14 protein-coding genes are annotated in these 17,433 nt (G+C 70.8%); 9 read left to right on the top strand and 5 right to left on the bottom strand.

Annotated features, from left to right (window positions below; translation table 11 throughout):
- Nucleotide 1 precedes the first annotated feature (1 nt).
- Together AB0H62_RS41375 and AB0H62_RS41380 are read left to right on the top strand one after the other, a co-directional pair.
- On the top strand, nt 2-946 hold the full coding sequence (locus AB0H62_RS41375) for a sugar ABC transporter permease (protein ID WP_220238714.1): 945 nt from the start codon (nt 2-4) through the stop codon (nt 944-946).
- Complete coding sequence (locus AB0H62_RS41380; protein ID WP_220238713.1) at nt 939-1,769, top strand: carbohydrate ABC transporter permease; 831 nt, start codon at nt 939-941, stop codon at nt 1,767-1,769. Before AB0H62_RS41375 ends, AB0H62_RS41380 begins: the two co-directional genes overlap by 8 nt.
- Nucleotides 1,770-1,784: 15 nt before the next feature.
- Here AB0H62_RS41380 and AB0H62_RS41385 read toward each other — a convergent pair whose 3' ends face one another.
- A complete protein-coding gene (locus AB0H62_RS41385; RefSeq protein WP_220238712.1) occupies nt 1,785-2,651 on the bottom strand; it encodes a hypothetical protein in 867 nt (288 codons plus the stop codon).
- Nucleotides 2,648-2,965, bottom strand: a complete 318-nt coding sequence (locus AB0H62_RS41390) for a hypothetical protein (RefSeq protein ID WP_220238711.1) — start codon at nt 2,963-2,965, stop codon at nt 2,648-2,650. The genes AB0H62_RS41385 and AB0H62_RS41390 overlap by 4 nt, the downstream gene beginning before the upstream one ends.
- Nucleotides 2,966-3,065: 100 nt before the next feature.
- On the opposite strand from AB0H62_RS41390, the gene AB0H62_RS41395 reads away from it, so the two are divergent.
- Complete coding sequence (locus AB0H62_RS41395) at nt 3,066-4,037, top strand: quinone oxidoreductase (RefSeq protein ID WP_360591973.1); 972 nt, start codon at nt 3,066-3,068, stop codon at nt 4,035-4,037.
- 149 nt (nt 4,038-4,186) lie between these two features.
- On the opposite strand, the gene AB0H62_RS41400 is transcribed toward AB0H62_RS41395, so the two are convergent.
- From AB0H62_RS41400 to AB0H62_RS41410, 3 genes are all read right to left on the bottom strand, one after another.
- Nucleotides 4,187-4,774: an FKBP-type peptidyl-prolyl cis-trans isomerase gene (locus AB0H62_RS41400; RefSeq protein ID WP_220238709.1), complete on the bottom strand. Its 588-nt coding sequence runs from the start codon at nt 4,772-4,774 to the stop codon at nt 4,187-4,189.
- Nucleotides 4,775-4,784: 10 nt separating this feature from the next.
- On the bottom strand, nt 4,785-7,061 hold the full coding sequence (locus AB0H62_RS41405; RefSeq protein ID WP_360591974.1) for an ATP-binding domain-containing protein: 2,277 nt from the start codon (nt 7,059-7,061) through the stop codon (nt 4,785-4,787).
- 414 nt (nt 7,062-7,475) lie between these two features.
- Nucleotides 7,476-8,456 (bottom strand): heme o synthase, encoded by a 981-nt coding sequence (locus AB0H62_RS41410; protein ID WP_220238707.1) that lies wholly within the window; start codon nt 8,454-8,456, stop codon nt 7,476-7,478.
- A gap of 523 nt (nt 8,457-8,979) precedes the next feature.
- Between AB0H62_RS41410 and tkt the strand changes: the two genes are divergently transcribed.
- The 6 genes from tkt to pgl are packed head-to-tail and all read left to right on the top strand — an operon-like array spanning nt 8,980 to nt 17,189.
- Nucleotides 8,980-11,082: a transketolase gene (gene tkt, locus AB0H62_RS41415; RefSeq protein ID WP_360591975.1), complete on the top strand. Its 2,103-nt coding sequence runs from the start codon at nt 8,980-8,982 to the stop codon at nt 11,080-11,082.
- A 29-nt stretch (nt 11,083-11,111) separates the two neighbouring features.
- The gene (tal, locus tag AB0H62_RS41420) at nt 11,112-12,227 is read left to right on the top strand and encodes a transaldolase (protein WP_220238705.1); all 1,116 of its coding nucleotides are present in this window, start codon (nt 11,112-11,114) and stop codon (nt 12,225-12,227) included.
- 9 nt (nt 12,228-12,236) lie between these two features.
- Nucleotides 12,237-13,871: a glucose-6-phosphate isomerase gene (locus AB0H62_RS41425; protein WP_220238704.1), complete on the top strand. Its 1,635-nt coding sequence runs from the start codon at nt 12,237-12,239 to the stop codon at nt 13,869-13,871.
- Nucleotides 13,868-15,394, top strand: coding sequence for a glucose-6-phosphate dehydrogenase (gene zwf / locus AB0H62_RS41430; protein ID WP_220238703.1), 1,527 nt, complete (start codon nt 13,868-13,870; stop codon nt 15,392-15,394). Before AB0H62_RS41425 ends, zwf begins: the two co-directional genes overlap by 4 nt.
- Nucleotides 15,391-16,416 (top strand): glucose-6-phosphate dehydrogenase assembly protein OpcA, encoded by a 1,026-nt coding sequence (opcA, locus tag AB0H62_RS41435; protein ID WP_220238702.1) that lies wholly within the window; start codon nt 15,391-15,393, stop codon nt 16,414-16,416. Before zwf ends, opcA begins: the two co-directional genes overlap by 4 nt.
- Nucleotides 16,413-17,189, top strand: coding sequence for a 6-phosphogluconolactonase (gene pgl, locus AB0H62_RS41440; RefSeq protein WP_220238701.1), 777 nt, complete (start codon nt 16,413-16,415; stop codon nt 17,187-17,189). Before opcA ends, pgl begins: the two co-directional genes overlap by 4 nt.
- The last annotated feature ends 244 nt before the right edge of the window (nt 17,190-17,433 follow it).

Raw genomic sequence — 17,433 nt, forward strand, 5'->3', positions numbered from 1 at the left:
CGTGTCCGCCGACGTCTCCGAGTCCGCTCCGGCGCCCGCCGCTCCCGCCACCCGGCGGAAGCGGCGCGGCGTCCGGCGCGGGGACGGCCTGTGGCCCTGGGCGTTCGTGCTGCCGCTGCTGGCCGGGGTGCTCGTCTTCTACATCTGGCCGATCCTGCAGACGGCGTTCTACTCGTTCACCACCTGGGGCGTGTTCGGTGGCTTCAAGTGGTCCGGGCTGGACAACTACAGCCGGCTGTTCACCGACCCGCAGCTGTACCGGTCGCTGCTGAACACCCTGATCTACACGGCCGTGGTGCTGCTCGGCGTGCCGATCGCGGCGTGGCTCGCGAGCCTGCTCAACACCCCGGGCCTGCGGTTCGCGCAGTTCTACCGCGTGCTGTTCTTCCTGCCGTACGTGGCGATGCCCGCGGCCGTCGCGCTGGTGTGGCGCATGATCTTCAACGGCGACTACGGCATCCTCAACTGGGCGCTCTCGCGGATCGGGATCACCGGCCCGTCGTGGGTCAATACACCGGGCTTCGCGCTCGCCGCGGTGGCCGTGGTGGGCCTGTGGTCCTCGCTGGGCTTCTCGATGATCGTGCTCGGCGCGGGCCTGAAGAACATCCCGACGGAGCTGTACGAGGCCGCCGAGCTCGACGGCGCGAGCCGCTTCCGCCAGTTCCGCTCGATCACGCTGCCGCAGCTGGCGCCCAGCGTGTTCTTCGTGATCGTGGTGACCACGATCGCGAGCTTCCAGCTCTTCGACCTGCTGTATGCGTTGCTGGGCAACCACAACGCGGTGCTGCCGAAGACGATGTCGCTCGTCTACTACTTCTACGACGCGGGTTTCGTCCAGAACGACAAGGGTTTCGCCGCGGCCATCGCGATGGTCATCTTCGTGCTCATCGGTCTCGTCACGCTCGTGCAGTTCCGCTTGCAACGGAGGTGGACCGGCAATGCCTAGAACACGGCGCCGGCGGCAGTCCCACGCGCTGATCCACCTCGTGCTCGGGGTGGGCGGGCTGATCATGGCCTTCCCGTTCCTGTGGCAGATCGTGATGTCGTTGTCCACCAACGCCGAGGTGCAGAGCGTGACGCCCACGTTCTGGCCGGCGCACCTGCAGTGGCAGAACTACGCGGCGGTGTTCCAGCGGCTGCCGTTCCTGTCGCAGCTGTGGACCTCGGTGCTCATCACGGTGATCCGCACGCTCGCCCAGATCGTGCTGTGCACGCTCGCCGGGTACGCGTTCGCCCGCATGCGCTTCCGCGGGCGGGCGGTGCTGCTCGGTCTCGTGCTGTCGATCCTGCTGGTGCCCTCGCAGGCGTACCTGATCTCGCAGTACCAGATCGTGCAGGGCCTCGGCTGGCTCAACACCCTGGCCGGCATCGTCGCGCCCGGGCTGTTCAGCGCGTACGGCACCTTCCTGATGCGCACGGCCTTCCTCAACCTCCCGGCGGAGCTGGAGGAGGCGGCGCGCATCGACGGCAGCGGGCCGTTGCGGACGTTCTGGAGCGTGCTCCTGCCGGTGGTGCGCCCGAGCATCAGCGTGCTCGCGATCTCGGCCGTGCTGTGGTCGTGGAACGAGCTGCTGTGGCCGCTCGTGGTGTCGACGCGCGCCACGCAGATGCCGCTGTCGGCCGCGCTGGCCACCCTGGCCGGCGACGTGACGGTGAACTACCCCGTGCTGATGGCCGCCAGCCTGCTGGCGATGGCGCCGATCCTGATCCTGTTCATCCTGCTGCAACGCCGGGTGATCGACGGGCTGGCGTCGTCGGGCTTGAAGTAACCGGGCTTGAAGTAACTAGGCCAGCTGCTGCCGCACCGCCGACGCGAACCTCAACGGGGCCCCCGCGTCGGCGTTGCGGAAGCCCAGCGACGGCTCGGCCAGCTCCAGCTCCAGCACCAGCGGGTGTCCCTCTTCGCCGCGCACGATGTCCACGCGGGCGTAGAGCAGTTCGGCGCGCAGGATGCCCATCAGGGAGCACGCCGCGTCCAGGGCGTCTTCCGCGACGGCACGCACACCGGACGCCGGGACGGCCGGGGCGAGCGTCTCCGTGAGGAACAGGCCGGACGGGTCGGTGCCGGCGCCGAGCATCGCCGCTTTCGTGAAGGCGTGCGAGTAAACGCCGCCGAAGTACACGAGCGCGATCTCGCCCTGGGTGTCCACACTGGACTGGTACGGCTGGATGACGGCGGTGCGGCCGTCGGCATGCAGCTCGCGCAGGTGATCGGCCGCACCGGCGGCGTCCGCGCCGAAGCGGGCGGCGCCGCGAGAGCCCGCGCCGACCGAGGGCTTCACCACGAACGGCACCTTCGGCCACTTCGCCTGCTCACCCGGCTCGACCAGCGTGGTCGGCACCGTGGGCACGCCTGCCTCGATCAGCTCGGCGAGGTAGGACTTGTCGGTGTTCCAGCGCACGACCGCGGCGGGGTTGGCCAGTGTCGGCACGGTCTCGCACCAGTCGAGGAACTCGGCGCGGCGCTCGGGGTAGTCCCAGGTCGCGCGCAGCACCACGAGGTCGGCGCTCGTGTAGTCGGCGGCCGGGTCGTCCCACACGGCCCAGCGCACGGTGAAGCCCAAGTCGTCGAGGGCGGCCGCGGCGGCGGTGTCGTCGCCGTCGCCTTCCGGCATCTGCGCGCAGGCGACGAAGATCGCTTCGCGGTTCACCGGCCGGCTCGCGGACCGGCCATCTTGCGGCGGTGGGCCGCGCCGATCTTGGTCGCCTTCACGGTCTCGCTGTCCCATTCGGCGGGTTCGAGGTCCTCGACCGCCTCGACGAGCGCCGTGCCCGTCTCCGGGGCCGGCACGATCACGTCGCCGAGGGCTCCGTCGGCTCCCACGAGCACCACGCGAGCGCCCACGCGGCCGATGTTCTCGACCACCGCGCGCGACGGTTTCCCGTGCCGCGCCACGAAGTCACGGGCGGCGGCCAGCTGCCGGCCGGTCGGTGCGGGGGGCGTCTGCTCGGTCTCCTCAGCCACGTCGGCGAGCTTAACCGGTCTCACCCGGTGGCGCGGAACAAGCGTGGCGTCGGCCATAGTTGGCACCTGGTGAGAGCCGAACCCGACGCGAGGAGGAAACATGCCGTCCGCTGTGCAGGTCAAGACGACCGGTGGTCCCGAGGTACTGGAGGTCACCGAGGTCGAGGTCGGCTCGCCCGGTGCCGGTGAGTTGCTGGTGGACGTGGCCGCGGCCGGCGTCAACTACATCGACACCTACCAGCGCCAGGGCATCTACCCGATCGACCTGCCGTTCGTGCTCGGGCTGGAGGGCGCGGGCACCGTGGCCGAGGTCGGCGAGGGCGTGACGGCGTTCGCCCCGGGTGACCGCGTGGCCTGGCAGGGCTCGCTGGGCAGCTACGCGGCGCGCAAGCTCCTGCCCGCGGCCGGCGCCGTGAAGGTGCCCGCCGGCGTGTCCGACGAGATCGCCGCCGCCACGATGCTGCAGGGCATCACGGCCCACTACCTCATCCGCTCGACCTACGAGGTCAAGCCGGGCGACGACGTGCTGGTCCACGCCGCGGCCGGCGGCGTCGGCCTGCTGCTGGTGCAGCTGGCGAAGGCGCGGGGCGCGCGCGTGATCGGCACGGTGTCCACCGAGGAGAAGGCCGAGCTGGCCCGCGGGGCCGGCGCCGACCACGTGATCCGCTACGACCGGGAGGACTTCGCCAAGGTGACGCGCGAGCTGACCGACGGCGAGGGCGTGCACGTGGTCTACGACGGCGTCGGCAAGGACACCGTCGACGGCAGCCTGTCCAGCCTGAGGATCCGCGGCATGCTCGCGCTGTTCGGCGCGGCCAGCGGCCCGGTGCCGCCGATCGACCCGCAGCGCCTCAACTCGGGCGGCTCGCTGTTCCTGACCCGCCCGACGTCCGTTCACTACGTCCGCACGCGCGAGGAGCTCGACTGGCGCGCCGACGAGCTGTTCGCCGCCGTGACCGACGGTTCGCTGAACATCCGCATCGGCGGGCGCTACCCGCTGGCCGACGCCCGCAAGGCCCACGAAGACCTGCAGGGCCGCCGGACGACCGGGAAGCTGATCCTCATCCCGTGACGCGTCATCCCTGACGCTTTCGCCCTACCGACCCCAATGTGGCGTTCGGTGCACCCAACGCACCCAATGCGGCGTTCGTTGCGCTCAACGCACCGAACGCCACATTGGGGCGCTTCAAGCGGGGCGAGGACCGACGGAGGCGGGCACGGTCAGCTCTTGTCGTTCGGCACCGTCACGGCGTCGGTGACGAAGACGAGGGTCTCGTTCGGCGCGATGCCGTTGCCGCCCTGGCCGTAGCCGAGGTCGGGCGGGATGATCAGCAGCCGGCGCCCGCCCTGCTTGATGCCCACGAGGCCCTGGTCCCAGCCGGGGATGACTTTGCCCGCGCCCAGTGGCAGGGAGAACGGCTCACCGCTGTCGAAGGAGCTGTCGAGCTTCTTCTTGTCCGACCACGTGACCAGCGTGTAGTTCATCGACAGTTCCTGGCCGGCCTTCGCGCCGTTGCCGGTGCCCGGGACCAGGTCCTTCGTGATCAGCTTCTTCGGCGGATCGCAGTCGTCCGGGATGGTGATGGTCGGCGCCTGGCCGAAGGTCCCGGTGGTCTTGATGTCGTCCGCGGTGCACTCGCGGCCCTTGGTCTGGGCGCCGGCCGCAGCGGCCGAACTCGACGGGGCGGCCGGGGCCGACGGGGTGCCGGACGGCTGGGCCGCGGTGTCGCCGCCGCCGCACGCGGTCAGGCTGAACGCCGCGGCCACGGCCACGGCGCCCACGGAGGCGATCTTGCCGATTCTCTGCATGCCCGGCACCCTAGCCAAGCTCTGCCAATGCCGGTACGACGTCACCGGTCTGGACCACGCCGAGCCGCTGGGTCGCGCGCGTGAGGGCCACGTACAGGTCGTTGAGCCCGCGCGGTGACGCCGCGACGATCTCGTCCGGCGCGACCAGCAGAACGGCGTCGAACTCGAGGCCCTTGGCGCGCTCGACCGTGAGCACGCTCACGCGTTCGTCGGCGGGCACCGCGGCTTCCACGGCGGCGAGCCGAGCCGCCGGTGTGAGCACGGCCACGGTGCCACCGTCCACAGCGGACAGCTCCTGCGCGACGAGACCGCCCAGATCTGCGTCGAGGTCGCTTGTCGCCTTCGACCACGGCGCCACGCCCGTCTCACGGACCGACGCCGGGGCCACGAGGTCCACGTCGAGCTGCGCCAGCACGCGCGCGGCCACGGCCATGATCTCGGCCGGCGTGCGGTAGTTCACGGTGAGCTGCTCGAGGCGCCAGCGGTCGGCGACGTAGGGCGAGAGGACCTCGTCCCACGTGCGCGCTCCCCCGGGCGCGCCGGTCTGCGCGACGTCGCCCACGAGCGTCATCGAGCGGTTGGGCGAGCGGCGCATGAGCAGGCGCCAGTCCATGGCGGCCAGTTCCTGGGCCTCGTCCACGATCACGTGCCCGAACGTCCACGTGCGGTCCTGCGCGGCGCGCTGGGCCGCGGTCAGCTCGCTGCGCTCCTGCTGGCGCTCGGCGAACAGCTCGGCGTCGAGCACGTCGGACACGCGCAGGATCTCCTCGTCCTGGATCTCCTCGTCCTGCTCCAGGACGTGCAGCACGCCCTCGGCGTAGGCACGCTCGACGCGCTCGCGGCGCCGGCGCTCGGCGCGCTCCTCGCTGTCGTCCTCGCCGAGCAGCTCGGACAGCTCGTCGAGCAGCGGCACGTCGGCGGGGGTCCACTTCGCGTCGCGGCCACTCTCCAGGTGCGCGCGATCGGCCTCGGACAGCAGCTTGCCGGCGGCGCGATCGAGGTGTTCGCGCTCGGCGAACAGGTCGTCTAGCAGGCCTTCCGGCGTCAGTTTCGGCCACAGCTCGTTCACGGTGGCGGCCACGGCGGGGCTGGCGGCGAGCTCGGCGCGGATGTCCTGCACGTCCTGTGCGTCGAGCAGGTCCTCCCCCAGCTTGCGGGCGGCCTGGCGGGTGAGCGCGTCGAGCACGTCGGACACGAACAGACGCCGCGCGAGGTTGTGGGGCCGGCGCGAGCGGCGCGCGCGGGTGCGGGCCTCGACGCAGGTCTTGCGGTCGAGCTTGAGGATCTCCCGCTCGTGCTCGATCTCCACCACGGGCTCGGGCACGCGCTGGCGGTCGCGCACGGCGCTGGCGAGCACGTCGGTCATCACCAGGCGCCCCTTGACCTCCGCGGCCTCGGGCGGCTCGATGCCCTCCGCGTCGAGGCCCGGGTAGAGCTGCCCGATCGTGGCCAGCAGCACGCCGGTCTCACCCAGCGACGGGAGGACCTGGCCGATGTAGCGCAGGAACGTGCTGTTGGGCCCGACCACGAGCACGCCGCGCGTGGTGAGCTGCTGGCGGTGCGTGTACAGCAGGTACGCGGCGCGGTGCAGCGCGACGGCGGTCTTGCCCGTGCCCGGCGCGCCCTGCACCACCATCACCCCGCCGAGCGGCGCGCGGATGATCCGGTCCTGCTCGGCCTGGATGGTGGCGACGATGTCGCTCATCTCGCCCGTGCGCCGGCGTTCCAGGGCGGCTAGCAGCGCGGCCTCGCCCGCCAGCCCGAGGTCCTGGCCCTGGTCGGCGGCCCAGAGGTCGAGGATCTCGTCGTCGAACCCCGTGACCTTCCGGCTCAGCGACCGCAGGTGCCGCCGCCGGCGCACACCGTCGGGCGAGGCGGCCGTGGCGAGGTAGAACGGCCGCGCGACGGGCGCCCGCCAGTCCACCAGCAGCGGCCGGTAGTCGTCGTCCTCCTCGAACAACCCGAGGCGGCCGATGTAGGTGGTTTCTTCGGCGCTCTCGGGCACGAAGTCGAGGCGGCCGAAGCACAGCCCCTGCTCCACCGACCCCAGCTGCGCGAGCCGGTCGGAGTACAGCGTGGTGGCGACGTCCCGCTCGGTGCGTGCCTGCGGGGTGCCGCCGGTCTGCCGCAGCGTGGTGTCGAGGCGACGCTGGGCCTCGACCCGCTCGGCGTCGAGCTTCGTGTACAGCGTCGTGACATACGCCTGCTCACGCGCCAGCTCGGCGGCGTGCTCGGGCGTACCGTCCTCGAGGGCGCGGTCTGCTTCCCGGTCCGGGGACACGGACAAGGTGAATCCTGCTTTCGCATCGGGGAAAGGCGGCGGAGAGCCGGAAGAACACAACGGCCAACCAGACTACGCCATTCCCGAGGGCGGCTCAGGAGGATCGGAGGCCGTGGAGCGTGCGGAACCGCTCACTTTCCCGCGACTCCGGGGTGGCAACACGGGTGAACTCAGGTTGTGGACGTCGCCCGGGTTGCCGTAGCAGCACCGGTTCAGGGCGACGTCGCGGGCGAACCGAGCGGCCCTGCGCAGAACGCGGAGTGACCGGACCTGGGAGGCCAGACCGGGCGCAATCCTGTGAAAACCGACGAGGCCGAACTCGTACCCACAACCGACCCCGCAGCCGGCACTGGGCCGGGCCTGGTCCACACGCCAAAACGCCGCCGGGCCGAAGCCACGGCGGCGCTGCTGGTCAAAAAATCAGAACGGCAAGCCGAGCGTCGGCAACCCGATCGCCGAGTCCACGGCCAGCGCGACGAACACGATCATCAGGTACGTGTTCGAGCGGTGGAACAGCGACATGGGCTTCGTCTCCTCGCCGCGGCGGACGGCGGCCTGGAGGCGGTGGGCGTAGAAGAGGAACCAGGCGCCGGCGAGGACCGCGAAGGTGGCGTACAGCCAGCTGGTGACGGGCAGCAGCAGGAGCGTCCAGGCGACCATCACCCACGAGTAGATGACGATCTGCTTGGCCACGTGCTGCGGCGTCGCCACGACCGGGAGCATCGGGACGCCCGCGCGCTCGTAGTCGTCGCGGTACTTCATGCCCAGGGCCCACGTGTGCGGGGGCGTCCAGAAGAAGATGACGCCGAACATGACGAACGCGGGCCACTGCACGGTGCCGGACACGGCGGCCCAGCCGATGACCACCGGCATGCAGCCGGCGGCGCCGCCCCACACGACGTTCTGCGACGTGCGCCGCTTGAGGCCCAGGGTGTAGACGAAGATGTAGAACAGAATGGTCGCGATCGCGAGGATCGCCGACAACAGGTTCACGGTGAAATACAGGACGACGAACGAAGCGACGCCGAGCACGAGGCCGAAGATCAGCGCGTTGCGCCGCGGCACCGAGTCCTTCACCAGCGGGCGCTTCTTGGTGCGGTTCATCACCTTGTCGATGTCCGCGTCGATCACGCAGTTGAGCGCGTTGGCGCTGCCGGCGGCCATCGTGCCGCCCACGAGCGTGGCGAGCACGAGCCACGGCGAAGGGATCTCGCGGCCCGCGAGGAACATCGCCGGGATCGTGGTGACGAGGAGAAGCTCGATCACCCTCGGCTTCGCGAGCGCGGCGTAGGCACCCACAACCTGGCGGACACTTCGCCGGGCACCACGCGGTCGTTCACCGTTCGGGTGTTCGGCGCTGGTGTTCTCACTGCGTCCGTGCGCAGCGTTCACCAACGACATTTCACTCCCTGGGTCAGTTCGGGGCCGGGCGACGATCCGGAAGACCGCGATGGAACTGGTGAAGCTCCCGGACCAGGCCCGCGTTCGATGTTAGACGTGGCGAATCCGCCTGCGTGATCGAGGGTCCTCGACACGCCGCGGCCTGTCTTCTGCGTCACGCCACGGGGTTCACGCTCGACGACAACGGTGGCGCACGGTGTGTCCGGAAGGACCGGTCGCGGTGTCCGGCGGGTCCGTTCGGTCCCCTCGATCGTCCCTTTTGCACGGCCCGTGACCAGCGGCGGACGGCGGGCGACCCGCATGGGCGGGATCACCCGGCCGGACGGGCCGGGCGCGGCTGTCGCGGCTGCCCGGAGTACACCCCAAGCACTAGGCTGTCGCGGACGGGCCGCGTGGTACCCCGGCGCAGTGCTCCCAGCAGGAATATCGTCCCTTCGGGATCGATTGAGATTACTGGCAGTGCACACCGGCTACACCACGACGGAAAGCAAGCGACAACCTCAGGACGGGGAGTTCGAGTTCAGTGTCCGAAACCGCCTCTACCAGCGAGAACAACCCTTTGCTCCGGCGTGACGTGCCCGCCGACTGGACCGGGACCGACTCCCGCGCCGTCGACACCGTCCGGGTCCTCGCCGCGGACGCCGTCGAGAAGGTCGGCAGCGGTCACCCGGGCACCGCGATGAGCCTCGCCCCGCTCGCCTACACGCTGTTCCAGCGGACCATGCGCCACGACCCGACCGACCCGCACTGGCGCGGCCGCGACCGCTTCGTGCTCTCGGCGGGGCACTCCAGCCTCACCCTCTACATCCAGCTGTACCTCGCCGGCTACGGCCTCGAGCTCGAGGACCTCAAGCAGCTGCGCACGTGGGGCTCGCTGACCCCGGGCCACCCGGAGTTCGGCCACACCAAGGGCGTCGAGACCACGACCGGCCCGCTGGGCCAGGGCCTGGCCAACGCGGTGGGCATGGCGATGGCCGCCCGTCGCGAGCGCGGCCTGCTCGACCCCGACGCCGCGCCCGGCGAGAGCATCTACGACCACCACATCTACGCGATCGCCTCCGACGGCGACATCGAAGAGGGTGTGACCTCCGAGGCCTCGTCGATCGCGGGCCGCCAGGAACTGGGCAACCTCATCCTCTTCTGGGACGACAACAAGATCTCCATCGAGGACGACACGAACATCGCGCTGTCCGAGGACACCGCGAAGCGCTACGAGGCCTACGGCTGGCACGTGCAGGTCGTCGAGGGCGGCGAGAACGTCACCGCGATCGAGGAGGCCATCGAGGCCGCCAAGGCGGAGACCGAGCGCCCGTCGTTCATCGCGCTGCGGACGATCATCGGCTACCCGGCGCCCACGAAGATGAACACCGGCAAGGCGCACGGCGCCGCGCTCGGCGCCGACGAGATCAAGTCGGTCAAGGAGATCCTCGACTTCGACGTCGAGCAGACCTTCCAGGTCGACGACGAGGTCATCACCCACACCCGCAAGGCCCTCGACCGCGGCAAGCAGGAGCACGCCGCGTGGCAGGAGCGCTACGACGCGTGGGCCGCGGCGAACCCGGAGCGCAAGGCGCTGGCCGACCGGCTCGCGACCCGCACGCTGCCCGAGGGCTTCGCCGACAACCTGCCGCACTGGGACCCGGACCCCAAGGGCATCGCGACCCGCAAGGCCTCCGGTGAGGTCCTCAACGCGCTGCGCGACCCGCTGCCCGAGCTGTGGGGCGGCTCCGCCGACCTGGCGGAGAGCAACAACACCACGATGAAGGGCGCCGACTCGTTCGGCCCGGCGAAGGCCACCACCTCGGCGTGGAATGCGAACCCGTACGGCCGCACGCTGCACTTCGGCATCCGCGAGCACGCGATGGGCTCGATCCTCAACGGCATCGCCCTGCACGGCGGCACCCGGCCGTACGGCGCGACGTTCCTCATCTTCTCCGACTACATGCGCCCGCCGGTCCGGCTCGCGGCGCTGATGGGCCTGCCCACGCTGTACGTGTGGACGCACGACTCCATCGGCCTCGGCGAGGACGGCCCGACGCACCAGCCGATCGAGCAGCTCTCCGCGCTGCGCGCGATCCCGGGCCTCAACGTCGTCCGCCCGGCGGACGCCAACGAGACCGCCTACGCGTGGAAGGCCGTGCTGGAAGACGTGCACCACCCGTCGGGTGTCGCGCTCACCCGCCAGAACGTGCCGGTGCTCGAGGGCACCAGCGCCGAAGGCGTGAAGCGCGGCGGCTACGTGCTCGAAGAGGCCTCCAACGGCACTCCCGAGGTCGTGCTGATGGCCACCGGTTCCGAGGTCCAGCTGGCCGTCGCGGCCCGCAAGACCCTCGAGGCCGACGGCGTGCCGACCCGCGTCGTGTCGATGCCGTGCGTCGAGTGGTTCGACGCGCAGGAGCAGTCCTACCGCGACGCGGTGCTGCCGCCGGCCGTCAAGGCGCGCGTGTCCGTCGAAGCCGGAATCGCGCAGTCGTGGCACCGCTTCACCGGTGACGCGGGGGTGAACGTTTCGATCGAGCACTTCGGTGCTTCGGCCGACGCCGCCACACTGTTCCGTGAGTTCGGGTTCACCCCGGAGAAGGTCGTCGAGGCCGCCCGTCGCTCGATCGCCAACACCAAGAACTGAATTTCTTCCTTGAAGGGGATGAAGAAGGTATGAGCACCACCGATCGGCTCGCACAGCTTTCGGAGGCGGGCGTCTCCATCTGGCTGGACGACCTCTCCCGCGAGCGGCTCAACTCGGGCAACCTCGCCGCGCTGATCCGCGACAAGCACGTCGTGGGCGTCACGACCAACCCGACGATCTTCGCCAACGCGCTGTCGAAGGGCGAAGCCTACGACGCGCAGGTCAAGGAGCTGGCCGAGCGCGGCGCGGACCTCAACGGCACCGTCCGCGAGCTGACGACCAGCGACGTGCGCAACGCCGCGGACCTGTTCCGCGATGTCTACAACGCCACCAACGGCACCGACGGCCGCGTCTCCATCGAGGTCGACCCGCGCCTGGCGCGCGACACCGACAAGACGATCGCCGAGGCCAAGGACCTGTGGAAGGCCGTGGACCGGCCGAACCTGATGGTCAAGATCCCGGCCACCGACGAGGGCCTGCCCGCCATCACCGCGGCGCTGGCCGAGGGCATCAGCATCAACGTGACGCTGATCTTCTCCGTCGAGCGCTACGCGCAGGTCATCGACGCCTACTTCGCGGGCCTGGAGCAGGCGAAGGCCAACGGCCACGACCTCAAGGGCATCCACTCGGTCGCGTCGTTCTTCGTGTCCCGTGTGGACACCGAGGTCGACAAGCGCCTGAACAAGATCGGCACCGACGAGGCCAAGGCACTGCTCGGCGAGGCGGCCATCGCCAACACCCGGCTCGCCTACGCCAAGTTCGAGGAGCTCTTCGCGAGCGACCGCTGGCAGGCGCTGGCGGCCGCCGGCGCCAACGCGCAGCGTCCGCTGTGGGCCTCGACCGGCGTCAAGGACCCGGCGTACTCCGACACCCGCTACGTCGACCAGCTCTTGGTCCGCGACATCGTGAACACGATGCCGGAGAAGACCATGGACGCGGTGGCCGACCACGCCGAGCTCACCGGCGACACGGTGTCCGGCCGCGGCGCCGAGGCGCAGGGCGTGTTCGACAAGCTGAGCGCCGCCGGCATCGACGTGCCGGACGTGTTCGTGGTCCTCGAGACCGAGGGCGTCGAGAAGTTCGAGAAGTCCTGGCAGGAGCTGCTCGAGACGGTGACCGGCCAGCTGAACAAGGCGAAGGGCTGAAGCCAGACCATGACAGGGGACGAAACCGGCGTCGAGCTCGTCGACGCCGAACTGGCAGGCAAGGCGGCGCCGCTGGTCGAGCGCCTCGTCGCCGACCAGGCCGCGTCGAAGCTCGCCGCGCAGGACGCGACGCTGTGGGGACCGGACGCCGAGTCCGAGGCGTCGATCCGGCTCTCGTGGACGTCGCTGCACAAGTCGTCGCGGCCGCTGATCGGTGAGATCGAGGCGCTGCGTGCGGAGCTGCAGTCCGAGGGCGTGGACCGCGTGGTGCTCGCCGGCATGGGCGGCTCGTCGCTCGCGCCGGAGGTCATCACCGCCACCGCGGGTGTCGCGCTGACGGTGCTCGACACGACCGACGCGGGCCAGGTCGCCGACGCGCTCGCGGGCGACCTCGAGCGCACGGTGATCGTGGTGTCGTCGAAGTCGGGCGGCACTGTGGAGACCGACAGCCACCGGCGCATCTTCGCGAAGGCCTTCACCGACGCGGGGATCGACGCGGCACGGCGGATCGTGGTCGTGACCGACCCGGGCTCGCCGTTCGCGGAGCTGTCCGAAAAGGAGGGTTACCGCAAGACCTTCCTGGCCGACCCGCACGTCGGCGGCCGCTACTCGGCGCTGACCGCGTTCGGCCTCGTGCCGGCCGGTCTCGCGGGCGCGGACATCGCGCGTCTGCTGGACCAGGCCGCCGCGGTGGCCGAGGTGCTGGGCTCCGACTCGGCCGACAACCCGGCGATCAAGCTGGCGGCCGCCTGGGCCGCCGCCCACGAGGGCGGCGCGGAGAAGGTCGTGCTGGCCACAGTGCCTTCTCAAAGCAGCGATTCCGGCGTCAAGGGCTTCCCGGAGTGGGCCGAGCAGCTGATCGCGGAGTCGACCGGCAAGCTGGGCACGGGCCTGCTGCCCGTGGCCGTCGAAGGTCCGCAGGCCCCCGGCTTCGCCGACGCGAAGTCCGACGCGACCCCGGTCGCCGTCGGTGCCGCGGAAGGCGCCGCGAAGATCTCGGTGACGGGCCCGCTCGGCGCGCAGTTCCTGCTGTGGGAGTTCGCGACCGCGCTCGCCGGCCGGCTGATCGGGATCAACCCGTTCGACCAGCCCGACGTCGAGGCCGCGAAGAAGGCCGCGCGCGCGTTGCTGGACGAGCCGGAGAAGCTGTCCGGCAAGGAGGCTCCGGCCACTGTGGACGGTTCCGTCGAGGTCTTCGGCAGTGAAGGCGTTGCCACGGAAGGAAAGCTGGTGGACGTGCTGCGCGCGTTCTTCGGCTCGGTCGCCGACGGCGGCTACTTCGCCGTGCAGGCCTACCTCGACCGGCTCGACGACGCGTCGACCTCGCTGCTGCGCGGCGAGATCGCCAAGCGCACCGGCGTGCAGACGACGTTCGGCTGGGGTCCGCGGTTCCTGCACTCCACCGGGCAGTACCACAAGGGCGGCCACCAGAACGGCAGCTTCCTCCAGATCACCGGCGCGGTCGCCGAGGACCTGGGTGTGCCGGACCGCCCCTACACCCTGGGACAGCTTCAGCACGCGCAGGCTCTCGGCGACGGTCAGGTCCTCGCCGACCACGGCCGTCCCGTGCTGCGGCTGCACCTGACCGACCGGGCCGCCGGGCTTGCCGAGCTCGTGCGGGCCGTACAGGAGGCCGGCGAGTGACGACCTGGCAGAACCCGCTGCGGGACCCGCGCGACAAGCGCCTCCCGCGGATCGCGGGCCCGTCGAGCCTGGTGATCTTCGGGGTCACCGGCGACCTGGCCCGCAAGAAGCTCATGCCCGCCATCTACGACCTGGCCCACCGCGGCCTGCTGCCCGCCGGCTTCTCGCTGGTCGGGTTCGCGCGCCGCGACTGGGAGCACCAGGACTTCGGCGAGCTGGTGCACGACTCGGTGCGCGAGCACGCGCGGACGCCGTTCAAGGAGTCGGTCTGGAACCGCCTCGCCGAGGGCATCCGCTTCGTGCAGGGCACGTTCGACGACGACGACGCCTTCGACCGCCTCGCCCAGACCGTGAAGGACCTGGACGCCGAACGCGGCACCGGCGGCAACACGGCGTTCTACCTCTCGATCCCGCCGGGCGCGTTCCCGGTGGTGACCAAGCAGCTGGCCCGCTCGGGCCTGGCCGCCACCGACGCCACGACCTGGCGCCGCGTGGTCATCGAGAAGCCGTTCGGCCACGACCTCAAGAGCGCCAAGGAGCTCAACGGGATCGTGAACGACGTCTTCCCCGAGGAGTCGGTGTTCCGCATCGACCACTACCTCGGCAAGGAGACGGTGCAGAACCTGCTGGCGCTGCGCTTCGCCAACCAGATGTTCGAGCCGATCTGGAACGCGAACTACATCGACCACGTGCAGATCACCATGGCCGAGGACATCGGCCTCGGCGGCCGCGCGGGGTACTACGACGGCATCGGCGCCGCGCGCGACGTCATCCAGAACCACCTGTTGCAGCTGCTCGCGCTGACCGCGATGGACGAGCCGCTGTCGTTCGAGCCGAAGGCGCTGCGCTCGGAGAAGGCGAAGGTGCTGGCGGCGACCATGCCGATCCGGCCCTTCGACGAGACCACCGCGCGGGGGCAGTACGCCGGCGGCTGGCAGGGCGGCATGAAGGTCCCGGGCCTGCTGCAGGAAGCGGGCTTCGCGAAGGACTCCAAGACCGAGACCTACGCCGCGGTGACGCTGGAGGTGCAGAACCGCCGCTGGGCGGGTGTGCCGTTCTACCTGCGCACCGGCAAGCGGCTGGGCCGGCGCGTCACGGAGATCGCCGTGGTGTTCAAGCGCGCGCCGCACCTGCCGTTCGACTCCACCTCCACCGAGGAGCTGGGCCAGAACGCGCTGGTCATCCGCGTGCAGCCGGACGAGGGCATCACGCTGCGGTTCGGCTCGAAGGTGCCGGGGACCACGATGGAGGTCCGCGACGTCACCATGGACTTCGGTTACGGCCACGCCTTCACCGAGTCCTCCCCCGAGGCGTACGAGCGGCTGATCCTCGACGTGCTGCTGGGCGAGCCGTCGCTGTTCCCGGTGAACGAGGAGGTCGAGCTCTCCTGGGAGATCCTCGACCCGATCCTGGAGCACTGGGCCAAGGAAGGCGCGCCGGAGCAGTACGCGCCGGGCACGTGGGGTCCGCAGAGCGCTGACGAGATGTTGGAGCGTACGGGCCGGAACTGGAGGCGTCCGTGATCATCGACCTGCCATCCACCACGACTTCGCAGCTGAACAAGAAGCTGGTGGAGATCCGCGACCAGGGCGGTCAGGTCGCGCTGGGCCGGGTGCTGACCCTGGTCATCGTGGCGGACGACGACGCCAAGCTCGAGGAGGCCATCGAGGCCGCGAACCACGCCAGCCGGGAGCACCCGTCGCGCGTGATCGTGGTCGCGAAGGGCGCCCGCACGGCGGCTCCGCGCATCGACGGCCAGATCCGCGTGGGCGGCGACGCCGGCGCGAGCGAGGTCATCGTGCTTCGCCTCTACGGGCCGCTCGCCGCGCAGGGCCAGAGCGCGGTCGTGCCGCTGCTGCTGCCCGACGCGCCGATCGTCACGTGGTGGCCGGGCGCCGGTCCGAAGGCCCCGGCCGAGGACCCGCTGGGCGCGATCGCGCAGCGGCGCATCACCGACTCGGCCGCGGAGAAGGCCCCCATAAGGGCTCTGACCACGCGGGCGAAGGCCTATGTGGAGGGCGACACGGACCTGGCGTGGACGCGGCTGACGCACTGGCGTGCGCAGCTCGTGTCGGCGCTGGACCTGCCGCCGTACGAGGAGATCACGGCCGCGACCGTGACCGGTGAGGCCGACTCGCCGTCCACGGAGCTGCTGGCGGGCTGGCTCGCCGAGTACCTCAAGGTGCCGGTGAAGCGGATCAAGAGCTCCAGCGCGCAGGGCATCATCTCCGTCGAGCTCGAACGGCGTTCGGGTGCGGTGGAGCTGACCCGGCCCGACGGCCGCGTCGGCACGCTGACGCAGCCGGGCCAGCCGGCGCGGCGCATCGCGCTGCAGCGGCGGAGCAACCCGGAGTGCCTGGTGGAGGAGCTGCGCCGGCTCGACCCGGACGAGGTCTTCGAGGCGGCGCTGCACGGGCTGCCCAAGATCTCCGCGCCGACGACCACGGCGAAGGCTGCTTCTGCGGCTGCGAAGCCGAAGGCCGCGGCGGCCAAGGCTCCGGCGAAGAAGGCCGGTAAGGCCAAGGCGGAAAAGAGCGGTTCGTGAGCCGCACGGAGGTCGTCGTCTACGAGAACGCCGGCCTCCTGGCGGCCGCCGCGGCGGCGCGGCTGGTCACCCGGATCGTCGACGTGCAGGCGGCCAAGGGCTCGGCTTCGGTCGTGCTCACCGGCGGCGGCACGGGCATCGCGGTGCTCGAGGAGCTCAACTCCTCCAGCGCGCGCGACGCGATCGACTGGTCGCGCCTGGACGTCTACTGGGGCGACGAGCGGTTCGTCCCGGCCGACTCCGACGAACGCAACGAGAAGGGCGCGCGTGCGGCCCTGCTGGACCACGTGCCGCTCGACCCGAAGCGCGTGCACGTGATGGCGCCGTCGGACGGCGAGTTCGGTGACGACGCGGACGCCGCGGCCGCGGCGTACGCGGAGGTGCTGGCCTCGCAGGCGGGCCCGGACGAGGGCGGCGTGCCCGCGTTCGACATCTGCCTGCTCGGCCTCGGCGGGGAGGGGCACACCGCTTCGGTGTTCCCGGACTCGCCCGCTGTGCACGAGACGCGGCTTTCGGTGGTGGCGGTGCGCGACTGCCCCAAGCCGCCGTCGACCCGCGTCTCGCTCACGCTCACGGCCATCCGCCGCGCGCGTGAGGTGTGGCTGATGACCGCGGGTGAAGCGAAGGCCGAGGCCGTGTCGCTGGCTCTCGCGGGTGCGCCGGAGGTGCAGGTGCCCGTGTCGGGTGCCCGCGGCTACCGGCGGACGCTGTGGCTCCTGGACCGCACCGCGGCCGGGAAGCTGACGAAGGTGTACGAGCCGCCGACTGCGTGACGCTCGCCGGTTCTCGAAGGCCGCCCCGGGTTCGCCCGGGGCGGCCTTTTTCTGTCTCCGCGCAGCCGCTTCGCGGCCCTGACCGTGGGTTTCCGGGCCCGCTCGACCGGCTGACGCGTGCCACCCGTAAGCGTGAAGATCATTCATGTGCCGAACGGAGCAGTGACCACTACTCCATCAAGCGGCTCACCAGTATGTGGGATCACCCGTAAGGTGAACGTAGGGTGTTGTGATCGACACGAGG

This window comes from Amycolatopsis sp. NPDC050768 (assembly GCF_040654155.1).
GTDB lineage: Bacteria > Actinomycetota > Actinomycetes > Mycobacteriales > Pseudonocardiaceae > Amycolatopsis.